The 16614-nt window shown below is 72.0% G+C and carries 17 protein-coding genes; 4 read left to right on the forward strand and 13 right to left on the reverse strand.

Going from position 1 to position 16614, the window contains the following annotated elements; genetic code table 11:
• Window positions 1–89: 89 nt before the first annotated feature.
• From ACIBBA_RS14240 to ACIBBA_RS14255, 4 genes are all read right to left on the reverse strand, one after another.
• Window positions 90–2471: an ATP-binding cassette domain-containing protein gene (locus ACIBBA_RS14240; RefSeq protein ID WP_396697171.1), complete on the reverse strand. Its 2382-nt coding sequence runs from the start codon at window positions 2469–2471 to the stop codon at window positions 90–92.
• 53 nt (window positions 2472–2524) lie between these two features.
• A complete protein-coding gene (locus ACIBBA_RS14245) occupies window positions 2525–2935 on the reverse strand; it encodes a VOC family protein (protein WP_357058616.1) in 411 nt (136 codons plus the stop codon).
• Between the two features lie 5 nt (window positions 2936–2940).
• Complete coding sequence (locus ACIBBA_RS14250) at window positions 2941–3390, reverse strand: helix-turn-helix transcriptional regulator (protein WP_396697173.1); 450 nt, start codon at window positions 3388–3390, stop codon at window positions 2941–2943.
• 85 nt (window positions 3391–3475) lie between these two features.
• Entirely contained in the window at window positions 3476–4144 is a 669-nt protein-coding gene (locus ACIBBA_RS14255) for a TetR/AcrR family transcriptional regulator (RefSeq protein ID WP_396697175.1), read from the reverse strand.
• A 59-nt stretch (window positions 4145–4203) separates the two neighbouring features.
• On the opposite strand from ACIBBA_RS14255, the gene ACIBBA_RS14260 reads away from it, so the two are divergent.
• On the forward strand, window positions 4204–5073 hold the full coding sequence (locus ACIBBA_RS14260; protein ID WP_396697177.1) for an SDR family NAD(P)-dependent oxidoreductase: 870 nt from the start codon (window positions 4204–4206) through the stop codon (window positions 5071–5073).
• 184 nt (window positions 5074–5257) lie between these two features.
• On the opposite strand, the gene ACIBBA_RS14265 is transcribed toward ACIBBA_RS14260, so the two are convergent.
• The 8 genes from ACIBBA_RS14265 to ACIBBA_RS14300 form a co-directional block, all read right to left on the reverse strand.
• Entirely contained in the window at window positions 5258–7414 is a 2157-nt protein-coding gene (locus ACIBBA_RS14265) for an FtsX-like permease family protein (protein WP_396697179.1), read from the reverse strand.
• The gene (locus ACIBBA_RS14270) at window positions 7411–8091 is read right to left on the reverse strand and encodes an ABC transporter ATP-binding protein (RefSeq protein ID WP_396697181.1); all 681 of its coding nucleotides are present in this window, start codon (window positions 8089–8091) and stop codon (window positions 7411–7413) included. The genes ACIBBA_RS14265 and ACIBBA_RS14270 overlap by 4 nt, the downstream gene beginning before the upstream one ends.
• Complete coding sequence (locus ACIBBA_RS14275; RefSeq protein WP_396697183.1) at window positions 8088–8612, reverse strand: PadR family transcriptional regulator; 525 nt, start codon at window positions 8610–8612, stop codon at window positions 8088–8090. The genes ACIBBA_RS14270 and ACIBBA_RS14275 overlap by 4 nt, the downstream gene beginning before the upstream one ends.
• Before the next feature lie 119 nt (window positions 8613–8731).
• Window positions 8732–10330 (reverse strand): beta-N-acetylhexosaminidase, encoded by a 1599-nt coding sequence (locus tag ACIBBA_RS14280; protein WP_396697185.1) that lies wholly within the window; start codon window positions 10328–10330, stop codon window positions 8732–8734.
• Window positions 10331–10431: 101 nt separating this feature from the next.
• Entirely contained in the window at window positions 10432–11355 is a 924-nt protein-coding gene (locus ACIBBA_RS14285; RefSeq protein ID WP_396697187.1) for a CU044_5270 family protein, read from the reverse strand.
• Complete coding sequence (locus tag ACIBBA_RS14290) at window positions 11352–11933, reverse strand: RNA polymerase sigma factor (protein WP_396697189.1); 582 nt, start codon at window positions 11931–11933, stop codon at window positions 11352–11354. Before ACIBBA_RS14290 ends, ACIBBA_RS14285 begins: the two co-directional genes overlap by 4 nt.
• Before the next feature lie 144 nt (window positions 11934–12077).
• Window positions 12078–12653, reverse strand: coding sequence for a GNAT family N-acetyltransferase (locus ACIBBA_RS14295; protein WP_396697191.1), 576 nt, complete (start codon window positions 12651–12653; stop codon window positions 12078–12080).
• Between the two features lie 44 nt (window positions 12654–12697).
• Window positions 12698–13117 carry a DUF6086 family protein gene (locus ACIBBA_RS14300; RefSeq protein ID WP_396697193.1) on the reverse strand — a complete coding sequence of 140 codons (420 nt, stop codon included), beginning with the start codon at window positions 13115–13117 and terminating at the stop codon, window positions 12698–12700.
• 237 nt (window positions 13118–13354) lie between these two features.
• On the opposite strand from ACIBBA_RS14300, the gene ACIBBA_RS14305 reads away from it, so the two are divergent.
• Together ACIBBA_RS14305 and ACIBBA_RS14310 are read left to right on the forward strand one after the other, a co-directional pair.
• The gene (locus ACIBBA_RS14305; protein WP_396697196.1) at window positions 13355–14773 is read left to right on the forward strand and encodes an OFA family MFS transporter; all 1419 of its coding nucleotides are present in this window, start codon (window positions 13355–13357) and stop codon (window positions 14771–14773) included.
• A complete protein-coding gene (locus ACIBBA_RS14310) occupies window positions 14770–14895 on the forward strand; it encodes a hypothetical protein (RefSeq protein WP_350874432.1) in 126 nt (41 codons plus the stop codon). Before ACIBBA_RS14305 ends, ACIBBA_RS14310 begins: the two co-directional genes overlap by 4 nt.
• 61 nt (window positions 14896–14956) lie before the next feature.
• On the opposite strand, the gene ACIBBA_RS14315 is transcribed toward ACIBBA_RS14310, so the two are convergent.
• Window positions 14957–15685, reverse strand: a complete 729-nt coding sequence (locus ACIBBA_RS14315) for an SDR family oxidoreductase (RefSeq protein ID WP_396697198.1) — start codon at window positions 15683–15685, stop codon at window positions 14957–14959.
• Between the two features lie 76 nt (window positions 15686–15761).
• On the opposite strand from ACIBBA_RS14315, the gene ACIBBA_RS14320 reads away from it, so the two are divergent.
• Entirely contained in the window at window positions 15762–16595 is an 834-nt protein-coding gene (locus ACIBBA_RS14320) for a patatin-like phospholipase family protein (protein WP_396697200.1), read from the forward strand.
• Window positions 16596–16614 lie beyond the last annotated feature (19 nt).

Consider the following 16614-nt stretch of genomic DNA (forward strand, 5'->3'; position numbering starts at 1 on the left):
CGGTGGCGGGGCGGAAGAAGGCCCGGCCGGGCGGGGCGGTGCGGTGACCTCCCCGCCTCGGGCTGCGGGTGGCGGTGCGGCGTTCTCGGTCAGTGGTCGACGTAGTCGGCGAGGTGTTCGCCGGTGAGGGTGGCGCGGGCGGCGACGAGGTCGGCGGGGGTGCCCTCGAAGACGATCCGGCCGCCGTCGTGGCCGGCGCCCGGTCCGAGGTCGATGATCCAGTCGGCGTGGGCCATGACCGCCTGGTGGTGTTCGATGACGATGACGGACTTGCCGGAGTCGACGAGCCGGTCGAGCAGCCCGAGCAGTTGCGCGACGTCGGCGAGGTGCAGGCCGGTGGTCGGCTCGTCGAGGATGTAGATGTCACCCTTCTCGGCCATCTGGGTGGCCAGCTTGAGCCGCTGGCGCTCGCCGCCGGAGAGGGTGGTGAGTGGCTGGCCGAGGGTGAGGTAGCCGAGCCCGACGTCGGCGAGCCGGTCGAGGATCTTGTGGGCGGCCGGCGTGCGGGCCTCTGCGTCGCCGAAGAACTCCTCGGCCTCGGTCACCGACATCGCGAGCACTTCGGCGATGTTGCGGCCGCCCAGTGTGTACTCCAGCACCGATGCCTGGAAACGCCGGCCCTCGCACTCCTCGCAGGTGGTTTCGACGGTGGCCATGACGCCCAGGTCGGTGTAGATGACGCCGGCGCCGTTGCAGGCGGGGCAGGCGCCCTCGGAGTTGGAGCTGAAAAGAGCCGGCTTCACGCCGTTGGCCTTCGCGAACGCCTTGCGGATCGGGTCGAGCAGGCCGGTGTAGGTGGCGGGGTTGCTGCGTCGCGATCCGCGGATGGCACCCTGGTCGATGACCACGACGCCGTCGCGGCCGGCGACCGAGCCGTGGATCAACGAGCTCTTGCCGGAGCCGGCGACGCCGGTGAGGACGCAGAGCACCCCGAGCGGGATGTCGACGTCCACGTCCTGGAGGTTGTGCGTCGACGCGCCGCGGACCTCCAGCGCGCCGGCGGCGGCACGCACCGATTCCTTGAGGCTCGCCCGGTCGTCGAGGTGGCGTCCGGTGATGGTGTCGCTGCTGCGCAGCCCCGCCAGGGGGCCCTCGTAGCAGATGGTGCCGCCGCCCGTGCCGGCTCCGGGGCCGAGGTCGACGACGTGGTCGGCGATCGCGATCGTCTCGGGCTTGTGCTCGACCACGAGCACGGTGTTGCCCTTGTCCCGCAGTCGCAGCAGCAGGTTGTTCATGCGCTGGATGTCGTGGGGGTGCAGGCCGATCGTGGGCTCGTCGAAGACGTACGTGACGTCGGTGAGCGAGGAGCCGAGGTGGCGGATCATCTTGGTGCGCTGGGCCTCTCCCCCGGACAGGGTGCCCGCGGGCCGGTCGAGCGAGAGGTATCCCAGGCCGATCTCCGCGAACGAGTCGAGGAGGTGCTGTAGGCCGGTGAGCAGCGGGGCCACCGAGGGCTCGTCGAGTTTCCGGACCCAGTCGGCGAGGTCGCTGATCTGCATCGCGCAGGCGTCGGCGATGTTCTTCCCGTTGATCTTCGACGAGCGGGCCTCCTTGGTGAGGCGGGTGCCGTCGCACTCGGGGCAGGTCGTGAAGGTCACCGCGCGTTCGACGAAGGCGCGGATGTGCGGTTGCAGGGCGTCGACGTCCTTGGACAGGTACGACTTCTGGATCTGCGGGATGAGACCCGCGTAGGTCAGGTTGATCCCGTCGACCTTGATCTTGGTCGGCTCCTTGTGGAGAAGGTCGTACAGCTCCTTCTTGGTGTATTTGCGGATCGGCTTGTCGGGGTCGAAGTAGCCGCAGCCGCGGAAGATGCGGCCGTACCAGCCGTCCATGCTGTAGCCGGGGATGGTGAGCGCGCCCTCGTTGAGCGACTTGCTGTCGTCGTAGAGCTGGGCCAGGTCGATGTCGTTGACCGAGCCCATGCCCTCGCAGCGCGGACACATGCCACCGAGACGGTTGAAGGTCGCCTTCTCGGTCTTCGTCCTGCCGGCGCCGCGCTCGATGGTGATGGCGCCGCTGGCCTTCACCGAGGGGACGTTGAACGAGTAGGCGTTGGGCGAGCCGATGTGCGGCTGCCCGAGCCGGCTGAAGAGGATGCGCAGCATCGCGTTGGCGTCGGTGGCGGTGCCGACGGTGGAGCGGGGGTTGGCGCCCATCCGCTCCTGGTCGACGATGATCGCCGTCGTCAGCCCGTCGAGCATGTCGACCTCGGGGCGGGACAGCGTCGGCATGAAGCCCTGCAGGAAGGCGCTGTAGGTCTCGTTGATCATCCGCTGCGACTCCGCGGCGATGGTGCCGAAGACCAGCGAGCTCTTGCCCGAGCCGGAGACGCCGGTGAAGACCGTCAGCCGACGCTTCGGGATCTCGACGCTGACGTCCTTCAGGTTGTTCTCGCGCGCGCCCTGCACGCGGATCAGATCGTGGCTGTCGGCGTCGTGCAGCCCGGGCGACCGGGTGGCCATGCTCATCGTGTCTCCATCTGTGCCGGTGGTGCGGACCAGGGTGGTGAGCGCGGGACGGCTCAGCGCAGCTCGTTGATGCGGATGAGGTTGCCGGTGGGATCGCGGAAGGCGCAGTCGCGAACACCGTACGGCTGCTCGGTGGGCTCCTGGACGACCTCGGCGTCGCTGGCCTGCAGTCGCTCGAAGACGCCGTCGAGGTCGTCGGTGGCCAGGGTGATGGCTCCGTAGCTGCCCTTGGCGATCAGTTCGAGGATGGTGCGGCGCTCGTCGTCGGTGATGCCGGGATCGGCGGCCGGCGGGTGCAGGACGATGGAGGTGCCCGGCTGATCGGCGGGGCCGACCGTGAGCCAGCGCATCCCGGAGTAGCCGACGTCGTTGCGGACCTCGAAGCCGAGGGTGTCGCGGTAGAAGGCCAGGGCGGCCTCCGGGTCGGTCTGCGGGAGGAAGGCGTAGTGAATGGTGATGTTCATGGCCGTCACGCTAGTTGCGGCTGGCTGGCCCGCGCTTCTCGATTCCTGATCGGTCTGGTGACCTGTTTGGCCAGGCACGGGGGGATCTCCGCGGTGGCGGGGGCGGCCTGGGCCCGGTAGATGCTCGGCGGCACCCCGACCAGCTCGGTGAAGCGGGTGCTGAAGGTGCCCAACGACGAGCAGCCGACGGCGAAACAGACCTCGGTGACGGTGAGGTCGCCGCGGCGCAGCAGCGCCATCGCCCGTTCGATGCGGCGGGTCATGAGGTAGGAGTAGGGCGATTCGCCGTAGGCCTGGCGGAACTGGCGGCTGAGGTGCCCAGCGGACATGTTGGCCCCGCGGGCGAGCGCCTCGACGTCGAGGGGTTTGGCGTATTCCCTGTCGATGCGGTCGCGGACGCGGCGCAGCCGGGCGAGGTCACGCAGGTGCTGCTCCTCGGCGGGTCTGCTGGTCACGTGCTGGATGGTGCCACACCTGACCGACAGTTGCCCACGCCCCGCGCCCGGTGGGCGTGGCACGCCGGTGGTGCGGGCCCGCCGGTCAGGTGGTGGCTTCGGCGCCGGCCCGCATCCCGGTCAGCAGCGCGGTGAGGATGCGGGTGAGCTGGGGGCCGACGTCGACCGCGGCGTGGGCGAGCTCGGGGTGGGTCTCGTAAAGGGTGCGCAGCTGGGTGCCGGGGGCGGCCATCTGCCAGAGGGCGCCGGCCATGCTCGTGGCGGTGGCGACGACGTCGACCGCTTGGCGCTCGGTGACGTCGAGGTGCCGGCGCAACTCCTCGACGATCGCGGCGACCTGGCTCAGGGCGATCGTCTTGAACCGGTGGGCGGCGTCGAGTGACACGTTGCGTTCGAGGTTCAGCGGGGCCTGGGAAAGCAGGTCACAGAAGAAGGGGCGAGCGGTCAGCGTCTCGGCGAGGGCGGCCCCGATGGTCTCGGGGGTGGCCGGGTCGAGGGTGTCGAGGGCCGCGCGGACGGCGGCGGACCACTCGCGCCACCCCTCGGCGGTGAGGGTCAGGAAGATCTGCTCGCGGGTCTCGAAGTAGCGCAGCATGGCGGACTTGTGCATGCCGACGGCTGCCGCGATGTCGGTGAGGGTCACCTCGCGGACCGTGCGCTGGGCGCCGAGGGAGCGCGCCGCGTCGAGGATGGCGCGTTCGCGACGCTGCTTGGCCTCGCCGCTGCGGGCACGTTTCGGAGGGGTCGGAAACATCACATCCAGCTTAACACAACTCGGTTGCACTAATAACGAAACCGTGTTTCGCTAGATGCATGGCAAGGACATGGTTCATCACCGGCTCGACCCGCGGCTTCGGGCGAGCCCTCACCACCGCCGCGCTCGATGCCGGCGATCAGGTCGTCGCCACCGCGCGGACGCCTGAGCAGCTCTCTGACCTGGTCGACCAGTACGGCGACCGCATCCTGCCGGTGGCCCTCGACGTGAGTGACCAGGCTGCGGCCGTGGCCGCCATCCAGACCGCGGTCGACCGCTTCGACCGCATCGACGTGGTCGTCAACAACGCCGGATACGCGAACCTCGCACCGATCGAAACCGGCGCCGACGAGGACTTCCGACGCCAGTTCGACACGAACTTCTGGGGCGTCTACCACGTGTCGAAGGCGGCGCTGCCGGTGCTGCGGGCGCAGCGCGGCGGCACAATCATCCAGTTCTCGTCCATCGGCGGGCGGGTCGGCGGCAGCCCCGGGCTGGGCTCCTACCAGGCGGCGAAGTTCGCCGTCGACGGCTTCACCCGGGTCCTCGCCGCCGAGACGGCCCCGTTCGGCATCCGCACCCTCGTCGTCGAGCCCAGCGGCTTCGCCACCGACTGGGCGGGCTCGTCGATGACGGTGCACGACGTACCGCCGGAGTACGCGGACACGGTGGGCCTGCGTCGGCAGAACAACCCGCTGCTGACCGCCGGCGACCCCAAGCGCGCCGCCGAGATCCTGGTGCGCATGGTGCACCGCGGCGACCTGCCCTCACACCTGCCGATCGGCGCCCTCGCGGCGACGATGGCACTGGACTACTCGCGGCAGCAGATCGCCGAGGCCAGCGCGTGGGAGCAGGTCAGCCGGTCGGCCGACTTCGACCAGCCGTACCCGGTCGACCTGCCGCCGCAGCAGCCCGCGGCGAACGGCTGAGCCGGCCGCACGGCCGCGTCGCCGCGGGGGCGGGGGGCCCCGGGGGGGGCGGCCGGGGGGGCCGTGGCCGGGCCCCCCCCCCCCCCGCCCCCCCCCCCCCCCCCCCCCCCCGCGGCCGGGTGCGCAGTGACGGGGCGCCGATCGGCCCGTGCGCCCGCCCACCCGGCCGCGCCAGGTGGGAGGGCTACTCGCTGCGTGCGGTCTCCGGTCCGGTGACGCGCTCCAGCAGCGGCATCGTGGCAGCGATGACGCCGAGGCAGGTGGCCAACCCGACGACGATGATCACGTAGAAGCGCGGTTCCGGCGCGACGAGCGTGTAGTCCATCTGCGCCCGGAGGAACAGGTGGGCGGCGAGGAAGCCCATCCCGATGGCGATGGCGGTGACGGCGAGCATCGGTACGGCGCTCTCCAGCGCGACCACCCTGCGCAGGACCCGCACCGGTGCGCCGCTGAGGCGCAGCAGGCTGAACGGACGTCGGCGCTCGGTGAGACCGCCGATCACGCTGACCGCGAGGCTGCACCCGCCGAGCGCGAGGCTGGCGATGATGACGACGTTGGCCAGTTGTTCCCAGCCGCGCAGCGTGTTGGCGAAGTCCGACTCGAAGTCGCCGGGCACGTTCGGCCCCACCCAGAAGGTCGGGTAGGCGTTCTCGAGCACGGTGCGGGTGCGCTCCACGGCGGCGGCGGATCCGTCCGTGCCGACGACGATCGACATCACCGGCAGCCGCTGAAGATCGTCGATCGTGACCGACGCGGCGTGCCAGACCTTTGTGGACGACGCCGATTCCCCGAAAAGGCTGAGGCCCGACGGCACCTCGGCGACGGTGGCGCCCTCGGCGCACCGGCCGTACGCGCTCGGGAGGTCGGTGCACGCGATCACCCCGACCTCGCTGGAGCCGGTCAGGACCGGGTTCTCGCGGATCGCGGTCGCGGAGCGCACGCCGGTGATCGCGTGCAGGTCGGCGAAGAGAGTGTCGGGCACCGACGAGGCCTTCTCGTCGAAGACGGTTGTCACCGTGCCCGCGTCGGTCGAGCCGACCGGGGCCGGGCCGCGGTTCGCGACGATCGTGGTGATCACGCCGACGGCCACGCTCGTGACGAAGAGCGCGAGCATGATCCCGCTGATCGCCCGGAAGCCGGCCTTCGGGTTGTCGGCGAGGCGTCGCGCGGCGATGAGCGTGGCCGGGCGACTGGCGTACCGGGCCATGACGCGGGCGCCGACCATCGTCAACCACGGGCCGGCGAAGACCAGGCCGGCCATGATGAGCAGCAGGCCGGGCAGGAACACCGCCGTCTGACCGTCGGACGTCTCGGGCCGGAAACCGAGAGCGAAGAACAGCACCGCGACACCGAGCAGGGCCGGGATCAACCGGTACGCACGCGGGGCGCGGGGGGTGACCCGGCGGGTGACGCCCAGCGGCGAGATCCGTACGCGGCGCAGCGACACCTGGGCCGCCACCGCGGCGCCGGCCGGGACGCCGAGCGCGACGAGCAGGACGTCCAGCACGCCCAGCGACATGTCGCTGGGGAAGAACGGCATGCCGGTGAACGGGATGCCCGCGAGCGGGCCGCGGAACGCGTAGAACAGCAGGAAGCCGACGGCGGTGCCGGCGACGGCCGCTGCGGTCGCCTCCACCGCGGCGACCACCGAGATCTGCTTCGGTGTCGCGCCGACCAGGCGCATCGCGGCGAAGCGCTGCTCGCGTCGGGCGGCACTGAGCCGGGTGGCGGTGCCGATGAAGATCAGCACCGGAAAGAGCAGCCCACCGGCGATCACGCCCAGGATGAGGTTCACCGTGGTCTCGGGGAGCGCGGGTTTGTCGCCGACGCTGGTGACCTGCTTGGCGTTGGGCAGCTTGGCGACCTCGTCGGGGGTGCCGCCCACGATGACCAGCAGGGTGTCCGGTGAGGTCAGCGCCGCCGGGCCGACGACGCCGAGGTCACGCCCCGGGTAGCGGTCGCGCAGTTGGTCGGCCGGGTGGGCGGCCAACAGCGTCCGCAGCGAGGGCGAGGCGTAGTACTCCCCGGGCCCGGGGGTGGCCGGAATGCCGTTCGGGGTGGGCGCGTTCGGGCCGGTCGCCGCGACGTCGATCCGGGTTATCTGCCAGCCGTGGAAGTAGTCGTCCCGGGTCGACCACCACAGCGGGTCGGCGTCGCCGCCGGTCGAGGCGTTGGGATACACCGACGCGTACCGGGTGAGCTGCGCGTTGACGGCGTTGACCCCGGCGAGGGTGGTCAGCAGCAGCCCGGTGCCGACCGCGACGGCGGCGGCGATGACGACCAGGCGGGTGAGGGCCTCCCGGCCGCCGGCCACGGCGAGGCGGAACGCGAAGGCGATCATGAGGCGATCCGGTCCGGCGCGTTCACACGCCCGTCGCGGACCATGACCTCACGGTCGGCGTACGCCGCGATCCTGGGCTCGTGGGTGACCAGGATGACCGTGGTGCCCTGCTCGCGGGCGGCGTCGACCAGCAGGTCCATGACCTGCTCGCCGGTGAGCGAGTCGAGCGCGCCGGTCGGCTCGTCGGCGAAGAGCACCTGCGGCTCGGCGACCAGGCCGCGGGCGAGGGCGACGCGCTGCGCCTGCCCGCCGGACAGCTCACCGGACCGGCGCTGCTCCAGGCCGTCCAGGCCGAGGCGCTCGAACCAGGCTCGCGCCTTGCGCAGCGCCTGCGCCCGGCGGACGCCGCTGAGCAGCAGCGGCAGGGCGACATTCTCCACCGCGGTGAGCTCGGGGACGAGCTGGCCGAACTGGAACACGAAGCCAAACCGGTCCCGGCGCAGGCTGCTGCGTTCGGTCTCGGCCATGGTGTCGATCCGGGCCCCGGCAAAGAGGATCTCACCGGAGTCGGGCACGAGGATGCCGGCCAGACAGTGCAGCAGGGTGGACTTGCCCGAGCCACTGGGACCCATGATGGCGAGGATCTCGCCCGCCTCCACGGCGACGCTGGCGCCGCGCAGCGCGGGCGTTCGACCGAAGGAGAACTCCACCTCGCGTGCTTCGATCACGACGCTCATGGCCGCACCGCCTTCCGCAGGGCGTCCAGCCGGGCGCCGGTCATCTCGATCCACCGCAGATCCGCCTCCAGGTGATAGAGGCCGTGGTCGGCGAGCAGCGCGTCGACCAGGTTGCCGGCGCGCTTGACCTCGGTGAGCTCGCGCATCCGATGCAGGTGCGCGCTGCGCTGGGTGTCGAGGTAGTCGTCGGCCGGACGATCCAGCATCAGCGCGAGCACGACCTTGGCGAAGAGCACCGTCTGCAGGTGAGGCTCCGGCTCGACCGGCTGGGTCAGCCACTGCTCGACCTCGGTCGCGCCCAGGTCGGTGATGATGTAGCGCTTGCGGTCCGGGCCGGCGCCGGGGGCGACGTCGCTGATGACCACCTTGCCGTCGCGGGCCAGGCGGCTGAGGGTGGAGTAGACCTGGCCGAACGGCAGGGGCTTGCCGCGCCCGAAGAAGGCGTCGTAGTCGCGTTTCAGGTCGTACCCGTGGCTGGGCTCTCGTTCGAGGAGGCCGAGAAGGGTCAGTGGCACGCTCATGCGAGGAGACTACACCGAGGGTATACCTCGCGTATATACACTCGGAGAATCCTCGGATGAGGCGGGACGCGCGCCGACCGCGGAGGTGGGGGTCCGAACCGGACCCCCACCTCACCTGCTCAGATCCACGGCACCTGCGGCGACGGGTAGAAGTCGACCTGCTGCAGCCGCCAGCGCGGCGCCTGCTCCCCCAGCCGCGTCCGGAACGACTCCCAGTCGTGGCTGGCCGCCGTCGACCAGCCGAGTTCGGCGATCGCGGGCAGCCGCGGGAAGGCCATGTACTCGATGTCGTCGAGGCTGCGCAGCGTCTCCGACCACAGTGGCGCCTCGACGCCGAGGATCGACTGCTCGCCGACGTTGGCGACCCGGGTCGCCGGGTCCCAGTCGTAGGCGTCGCGGACCTCGATGTAGGCCGCCCAGGAGAGGCCGAGGCGGGTGTTGCGGTCGTACTTCATGTCGAGGTACGCCTTGTTCGCCGGCGACATGACCACCTTGTTGCCCCGGGCTGCGGCCTCGGCCAGGTCGGCGTTGGTCGTGCCGGTGCCCCAGAACTGGGCCACCACGTCGGTCGGCGGGTCGACCTGCATGACCTCGTTCCAGCCGTAGGCGCGCTTGCCGTACTTCGCGACCAGCGGCAGGACCCGCGTCATGAACGTGCGGTACTCCTCGTCGGTGGTGGCGTGGGCCTCGTCCCCACCGATGTGCAGGAACGGCCCGGGGGTGATCGCCGCGAGCTCGCGGATGACGTCCTCGACGAAGCGGTAGGTCAGCTCGTCGTCGATGCAGAGCGAGCTGTAGCCGACCGCGATGTCGGTACGCGGCGCCGGCGCGACCCCGTCGCAGTTGAGCTCGGCGTAGGTGGACTGGGCGGCGTTGGTGTGTCCCGGCATGTCGATCTCGGGGACGATGGTGATGTGCCGGGCGGCGGCGTAGGCGACCACCGCCTTGTAGTCGGCCTTGGTGAGGTAGCCAGGCCCGACGCCGTCGACGCCGGTGCCGGGGCCCCCGCCGACCGTGGTGAGCCTCGGCCAGGAGTCGATCTGGATGCGCCAGCCCTGGTCGTCGCTGAGGTGCAGGTGCAGGTAGTTGATTTTGTACTGGCTGAGCAGGTCCAGGTAGGCGGTGATCTCGTCGACGGTGTGGAAGTGCCGCGCCAGGTCGAGCATCGCGCCCCGGTAGGCGAAACGCGGGTAGTCCACGATCCGGCCGCCGGGAACGCTCCAGGTGACCCGCTGCCGCTGCGACGCCTCGATCTCGGCCGGCAGAAGCTGGCGCAGTGTCTGGGTGCCGGCGAAGAGCCCGGCGGCGGTGTTCGCCCGGATCGTCACGCCGCGGCGGGTGACGTCGAGCTGGTAGCCCTCCTGACTGACGCGTGCGTCCGCGCCGCCCAGCAGCAGGGCGATCTCGGGCAGCGGCGTGGCGCGCACCGGCAGGACGGGCAGCGGGTAGCCGGTCGCCGGGCGCAGCGTCTCGGCGAGCTGTCGGCCCACCCGCCAGGCGGCACCCGAGCCGGGCGAGGTGCGGATGACGGTGTGCCGGCCGAGCGTGAAGGTGCCCCGGGCGTCGGGGCGGGTCTCGACCGGCGCGGGGATCACCTCGCCCAGTTGTCGGGTCGGGGTGGTGGGCGTGGCGACTGCCGGAGCGCCCGGGAGGACGAACGGTAGTCCGAGGGCGGCTATGGCCAGCAGCCGCGTCATGGTGGTGGGTCGGCGACGCACGGATACCTCCAGGCCTCGTCTGATCGGCGGTGATCGATCTGACCCGCACGCTACCCGCGCCGCCTTCGGACTGTAAACCTTCCTTATGGAAGCCGGCCCGCTCAGGGCACCTGCCCCGACCGGTCGACGATCGCCATCCGGACGACGGCGACGTCGCTGTAGAGCGACTCCTTGCCGTCCCGTACCAGGACGCGGCGGGTGCCGAGGTAGCGGTGGGTGGCCGGGTCGAAGATCAGGTCGATGTGGGCCCCGAACACGCCGGGCGTCCGCAGCGCCACTCCGCGCCGGCCCGCCGCGTCGCGCATCTCGCCGGGCAGCACCTGGGCTCCGGGCACCTGGGCCATCGCCTGGAACAGCGCACCCAGCGACTCAGGCGGCAGGTAGCCCTCGAGCATCGACATGCCGGTGGCGAACGGCGTCTGAGGATCGTTGCGGATGGCTTCCAGATCGGCGCCGGCGGGCAGCGGGACCGTAAGCGGCTGGTCCCGCAGGTAGCGGGTCATCTGCTCCGGGTCGGTGGGCAGGTCGACGAAGTAGCCGGGCGGCCGGGGCAGGTGCGAGACGGGGTCGTCCCGCCACTCGTCGGGGCGGTCCGCCGACCGCCTCCGCTGCTGCCAGGTCGGCTCGTCGCCGACCGGCACCCACCGCTGGAGCCGTTGCGAGATGTACGGGCCGGAATCCGGCCGATCCCGGTGGGCGACGTGCAGTTCGACGAAGAGGAACTGGCCCGGGCGCGCCACCAGGTCGGGTTGTTGCCGGGCCGCCGCCGCGGCGTCGGTGAGAACCTGCGCGGCGCTCGCCGTCGGCGGCGCGTCGCCCGTCGTCTGGACCACCAGCCCGCCGACGGTCGCCACGGCAACCAGCCCGGCGACCGCGGCCAGCCGCCAGCCCGACGGACGCCACCGGCCGGAGCGGGTCGAGCGGACCAGTGCCCCATCCGCCGCCCTGACGCCGACGTGCTCCTTCAGTTCGGTGAGGAGGCGTTCCTCGAAGTTGCCCCAGGACGAGCCGTTGCCGGTCATCATGATCGTCCCTCCGTCAGCACGAGTGCGGGGTGAGTGAGCGCCAGGCGTACGGTGCGGCGGGCCCGGTGCAGGCGGACCCGGGCGGCGACCGGGGTCATTCCCAGCGCGCCGGCCGCGTCCGTCATCGACAGGCCGTCCACGGCGACGAGTTCCAGCAGCGCGCGGGTACGCTCCGGCAGCCCCCGCAAGGCCTCATAGGTGCGGCGGGCCGCCGACTCGGCGTCGATGCGCTCCTCGATCCGGGCGATGTCGTCCGCGTCGAGCAGCCGGCGTCCCGCCACGCGCGTGCTCGCTCGCAACTGCCGGGCCACCCGGCGGTGCTCGGCGGCGATCACGTTGCGGGCGACCCCGAAGAGCCAGGCCAGTTGGCTGCCCCTCTCCGGCCGGTACCCAGCGGCGGAGTCGATCACGGCCAGGAACACCTCAGCCGTCAGGTCGGCCGCCGTGTGCGGGTCGTCGACCCGACGCGCGACGAACCGGCCGATCGTCTCCACATGTCGGCGGTAGAACACCTCGAACGCCGCCGGATCCGTGCCGATGGCGACGAGGTCATCGCCGTCCGGACTCGGGATACTCATAGGCTGTCCCCTCCTCGGGCCGCCGTTGCACCCCTTCATTGGTCCGGCGGCGCCGCCGCGTTACACCGCGAACCCACCGTCGTGCCAGCAACCCGCGCCCAAGGCGCGGACGGCGCTGCCTCTCCCGCGCGGGGCGGCCCGTCTTCAGGCAGCGTCAGTGGCGAGGCGGGCGTGCACGTGCATGTCGTGCCAGCCGTCCGCGTGCAGCGCCGCGCCACGCATGGTGCCCTCGGCGAGGAAGCCGGCGCGCTGGGCCACCCGGCACGATGCCGGGTTCGCGGTCGAGTGGGACAGCTCCACCCGGTGCAGCCCCAGAGTGGTGAAACACCAGCCGGCCAGCGCCGACAGGGCGCGGGGTGCGCTGCGCCGGCCCCGCGCGGCGGGCAGCACCCAGTAGGAAACCTCCGCCAGGCCGTCGGCGAGCTCGAGTCGACGCAGGCTGATCTGGCCGAGCACCTCGCAGCCGTCGACCATGGCCCAGCCGGCGCCGGTCTCCCGCCGCCACCGCTCGGGCCAGGCGGCGATCCAGCCGCGGGCCTCGTCGTCGTCCATTGTGCGGCAGTGCCAGCGCCGGATGGCGGGGTCGGCGTAGCCGGCGAGCACGGCCGGTCGGTCGTCCGGCTGCCACGGCCTCAGCCGTAGGCCGTCCGCGGCGATCTCGGGCTGGGGCAGGCGGGCCATCCCGCCCGGGGCGAGGGCGGGTGCGACGGTCAGCGGCATGGGTGTGATTCTCACCGGTGCCCGCCGCACCCGGGGGCGCGGGATCAGCAGGGCATCGAGCGGGCGTGCTCGGCGACGAGCGCGCGCAGCCGGCCCGGCTCGGCCTGCCGGCCGAAGCCGGCCGGGCCGACGGAGACGTCCCGCGGGTGCGGTGCGGCCGTGGCGTCGAGGTCCGGTACGGCGCAACCGGCTCGGCCCAGCATGACGACGGCGGTCACGAGGTGTCCCTCGATCAGCGAGCGCAGGATCAGGTGGGTGCTCGAGCGGTACCGGTCGGCCAGCGCGGTCACGAAGGCACCGAAGGCGTCGAGGTCGATCTCGTAGCCGTCGTTGACGTTCGGGCCGACGCCGGTGGGCAGGCCGACCAGCGGGCTGAGGGCGTCGCCGGTGCGGACGAAGAGTTCGGCGACGTTGTTGGACGGGTTCCACAGCACCTGCGTGCCGACCTGGAAGTACTGGCTCATGCCCCCATGATCACGGAACGGGAGTGTGGCTGTCGACGACGTCGGCGACCTCGCCGAAGACCAGGCGTACGCGCCCGCACGGTGCGAGCCGGTGGTGGGTGGGGCGCACAGTGACCGTTCGGCTCACCGGGTCAACCGTCCGGCGACGGACCACCCCCGGGCGGGTTTGCCGCGAGCCTTGATCAGGGGCATGAATTCCGGGAAGGTTTCTCGCCATCACCGGAGAGGAAGCAGCGCATGCTTTCCGCACTCGATCGTGGGCACACCGTCGCGCCGCCGGGCTACAGCCGTTGGCTGATTCCGCCCGCGGCGTTGGCGATCCATCTCTGCATCGGCCAGGTCTACGCGACGAGCGTGTACAAGAACTCGTTGATCGCGCACTTCGACGCGAGTCAGACCGCGATCGGGGTCATCTTCAGCATCGCGATCGTGATGCTCGGCCTGTCGGCCGCGGTGGCGGGCACGTGGGTGGAGGCGAACGGGCCGCGTAAGGCGATGTTCGTCTCGGCGTGTTTCTGGGCGGCGGGCTTTCTGGTCGGCGCGCTGGGCATCGCGACCGGGCAGCTGTGGCTGCTGTACCTGGGGTACGGCGTGCTCGGCGGCATCGGGCTGGGAATCGGCTACATCTCCCCCGTCTCCACGTTGATCAAATGGTTCCCGGACCGGCCCGGCCTGGCGACCGGGCTGGCGATCATGGGCTTCGGCGGTGGCGCGATGGTGGCCTCCCCACTGTCCCGGCAGCTGCTGTCGTTCTACGACCCCGGGTACGACCCGGCGAACGCGGGCTCGACGGCCTCCGGCAGCGCGCTGGTGTGGCTCTTCGTGACGTTGGGCGTCGGCTACTTCCTGATCATGATGTTCGGGGTGTTCAACGTCCGGGTGCCGGGGCCGGACTGGCGCCCGGCGGGCTTCGACCCGGCGCAGGTCGCGGCGAAGCCGCTGGTGACCGCGGCGAACGTGTCGGCGGCCAACGCGGTGAAGACCCGCTCGTTCTGGCTGCTGTGGGTGGTGCTGTTCTGCAACGTGACCGCCGGTATCGGCATCCTGGAGCAGGCCAGCCCGATGATCCAGGACTTTTTCCGGGACAACGGGACCTCGGCGGTGTCGGTGGCCGCGGCGGGCGGCTTTGTCGGGTTGCTGTCGCTGTTCAACATGGCCGGCCGGTTCGCGTGGTCGTCGACGTCGGACGTGATCGGCCGCAAGCCGATCTACCTGGTCTACCTGGGCGTCGGCATGGTGCTGTACGCGCTGCTGGCGCTGGTCGGGCACGCGGCGACGGCGCTGTTCGTGCTGTTGGCGTGCGTGATCCTCTCCTTCTACGGCGGCGGGTTCGCGACGGTGCCGGCATATCTGCGGGACCTGTTCGGCACGTTCCAGGTGGGCGCGATCCACGGTCGGCTGTTGACGGCGTGGTCGGCGGCGGGGATCGCCGGGCCGCTGATCGTCAACGGGTTCCTCGACGCGCAGGGTGAGCCGGGGACGTTGACGGCGGCGGCGTACCGGCCGGCGCTGTTCACGATGGTCGGGGTGCTGGCGGTCGGATTCATCGCGAACCTGTTGATCCGCCCGGTGCCGGAGCGGTTCCACGAACCCGCGACCCGGGACGTGGCGGGCGATGTCGAGACGGAGACTGCGCAGAGGAGCGGTACGCGATGAACGAGGTGGACCCGCGCGGGCAGCAGGCCCGGTTGTGGATTTCCTGGCTGGTGGTGTCGGTGCTGCTGGGCTACGGGGTGGTCCAGACGGTGATCACGGCGGCGAAGTTGTTCACGAGTTGACGTGGGCGGCCCGGGGCGTGCGCCCCGGGCCGTCGTTCGTCGCCGTGCTGTTCGCCTGCGGTCACAGGCCGCCGGCGACGCGCAGCACGGCGCCGGTGGTGTACGAGGCGTCGGGGCCGAGCAGCCAGGCGATGGCCCCGGCGACCTCGTCGGCTTCCCCGGCGCGACCGAGCGGAACGCGTCCGGCGGCGGAGTCCGCGCGGTCGGGTACGCCGGAGACGGCGTGGATGTCGGTGCGGATGATGCCCGGGGCGACCGCGTTGACCCGGATGCCGCGTGGGGCCAGCTCCTTGGCCAGACCGATGGTGAGGGTGTCGGTGGCGGCCTTCACGGCGGCGTAGTGCACGTACTCGCCCGGGCTGCCCAGGGTGGCGGCGGCGGAGGAGACGTTGACGATGGCGGCGCCAGTGCCCATCCGGCGGGCGGCGTGCTGGGCGCAGCGCACATAGCCGATGAGGTTGACGTCGACCACGCGGCGCAGGTCGTCGGGGTCGAGGTCGACGAACGGGCCGATCGGGCTGGTGATGCCGGCGTTGTTCACCAGGCCGGTGAGCTGGCCGAGGTCGGCGGCCGCGTCGAACAGCGCGGCCACCTGGTCGGGGTCGGTGGTGTCGGCGGGCAGCGCGAGGCCACGGCGGCCGGCGGCGCGGACGTCGGCGAGCACCGCCGCGGCGGCGTCGTGGTCGCGCCGGTAGCCGAAGGCGATGTCATGCCCGGCGCGCGCGAGACGCCGGGCGGTGGCGGCGCCGATGCCACGGCTGCCGCCGGTGATGACGGTGATGGAACCCATCGAGCCTCTCCCCTGCCGTTGCCGGTGCGCCGACGCTACCGTGACCGGCACGTGGCGACGGCGAGGCGAGGATCACATGACGCGGGCGTTGGTGCTGGGCGGTGGCGGGGTCACCGGGGTGGCGTGGGAGTGGGGCGTGCTGGCCGGGCTGGCCGAGCGGGGGGTGCAGCTGGCCGACGCGGATCTGGTGGTGGGCACCTCGGCCGGTTCGGTGGTCGGCGCGCAGCTGTGCTCGGGGCGACCGGTCGAGGAGTCGTACGGCGCGCAGTTGGCGCCGCCACAGGGCGAGGTGGCTGCGCGGTTCGGGTTCGCGGCGGTGGCGCGGCTGGTGTGGGCGGGTGGCCGTACCCGGGACGCGGCCCGGTCGCGGGCCCGGATCGGGGCGATGGCGCTGGCCGCGCGTACCCCGTCGGAGGCGTCGCGGCGGGCGGTGATCGAGTCGCGGCTGCCGGCGCGGGAGTGGCCGCAGCGGCGGTTGCTGGTCACGGCGGTGGACGCGTCCTCCGGCGAGTTCGTGGTCTTCGAAGCCGGGTCCGGGGTGTCGCTGGTGGACGCGGTGGGGGCCAGCTGCGCGGTGCCCGGGGTGTGGCCGCCGGTGAGCATCGGTGAGCGGCGGTACGTGGACGGCGGGATGCGCTCGCCGGTGAACGCGGATCTGGCGGCCGGCGCGCAGCGGGTGGTGGTGCTGGCGCCGACCGCGGCCGCGTTCGGGCCGATGCCTCGGCTGTCGGCGCAGGTGACGGCGCTGCAGGCGGCGGGGGCGCAGGTGGCGGTGGTGGCACCGGACGCTGCGGCGCGCTCGGCGATCGGGCGCAACATGCTGGACCCGGCGCGGCGGGCGGCCGCGGCGCGATCGGGGCGGGCGCAGGCGGCCTCGGTGCTGGACGAGGTGTCAGCGGTGTGGAGCTGATCCCTTAGGCTCGCCGCGC

The organism is Micromonospora sp. NPDC051006 (assembly GCF_044456245.1).
Lineage (GTDB): Bacteria > Actinomycetota > Actinomycetes > Mycobacteriales > Micromonosporaceae > Micromonospora.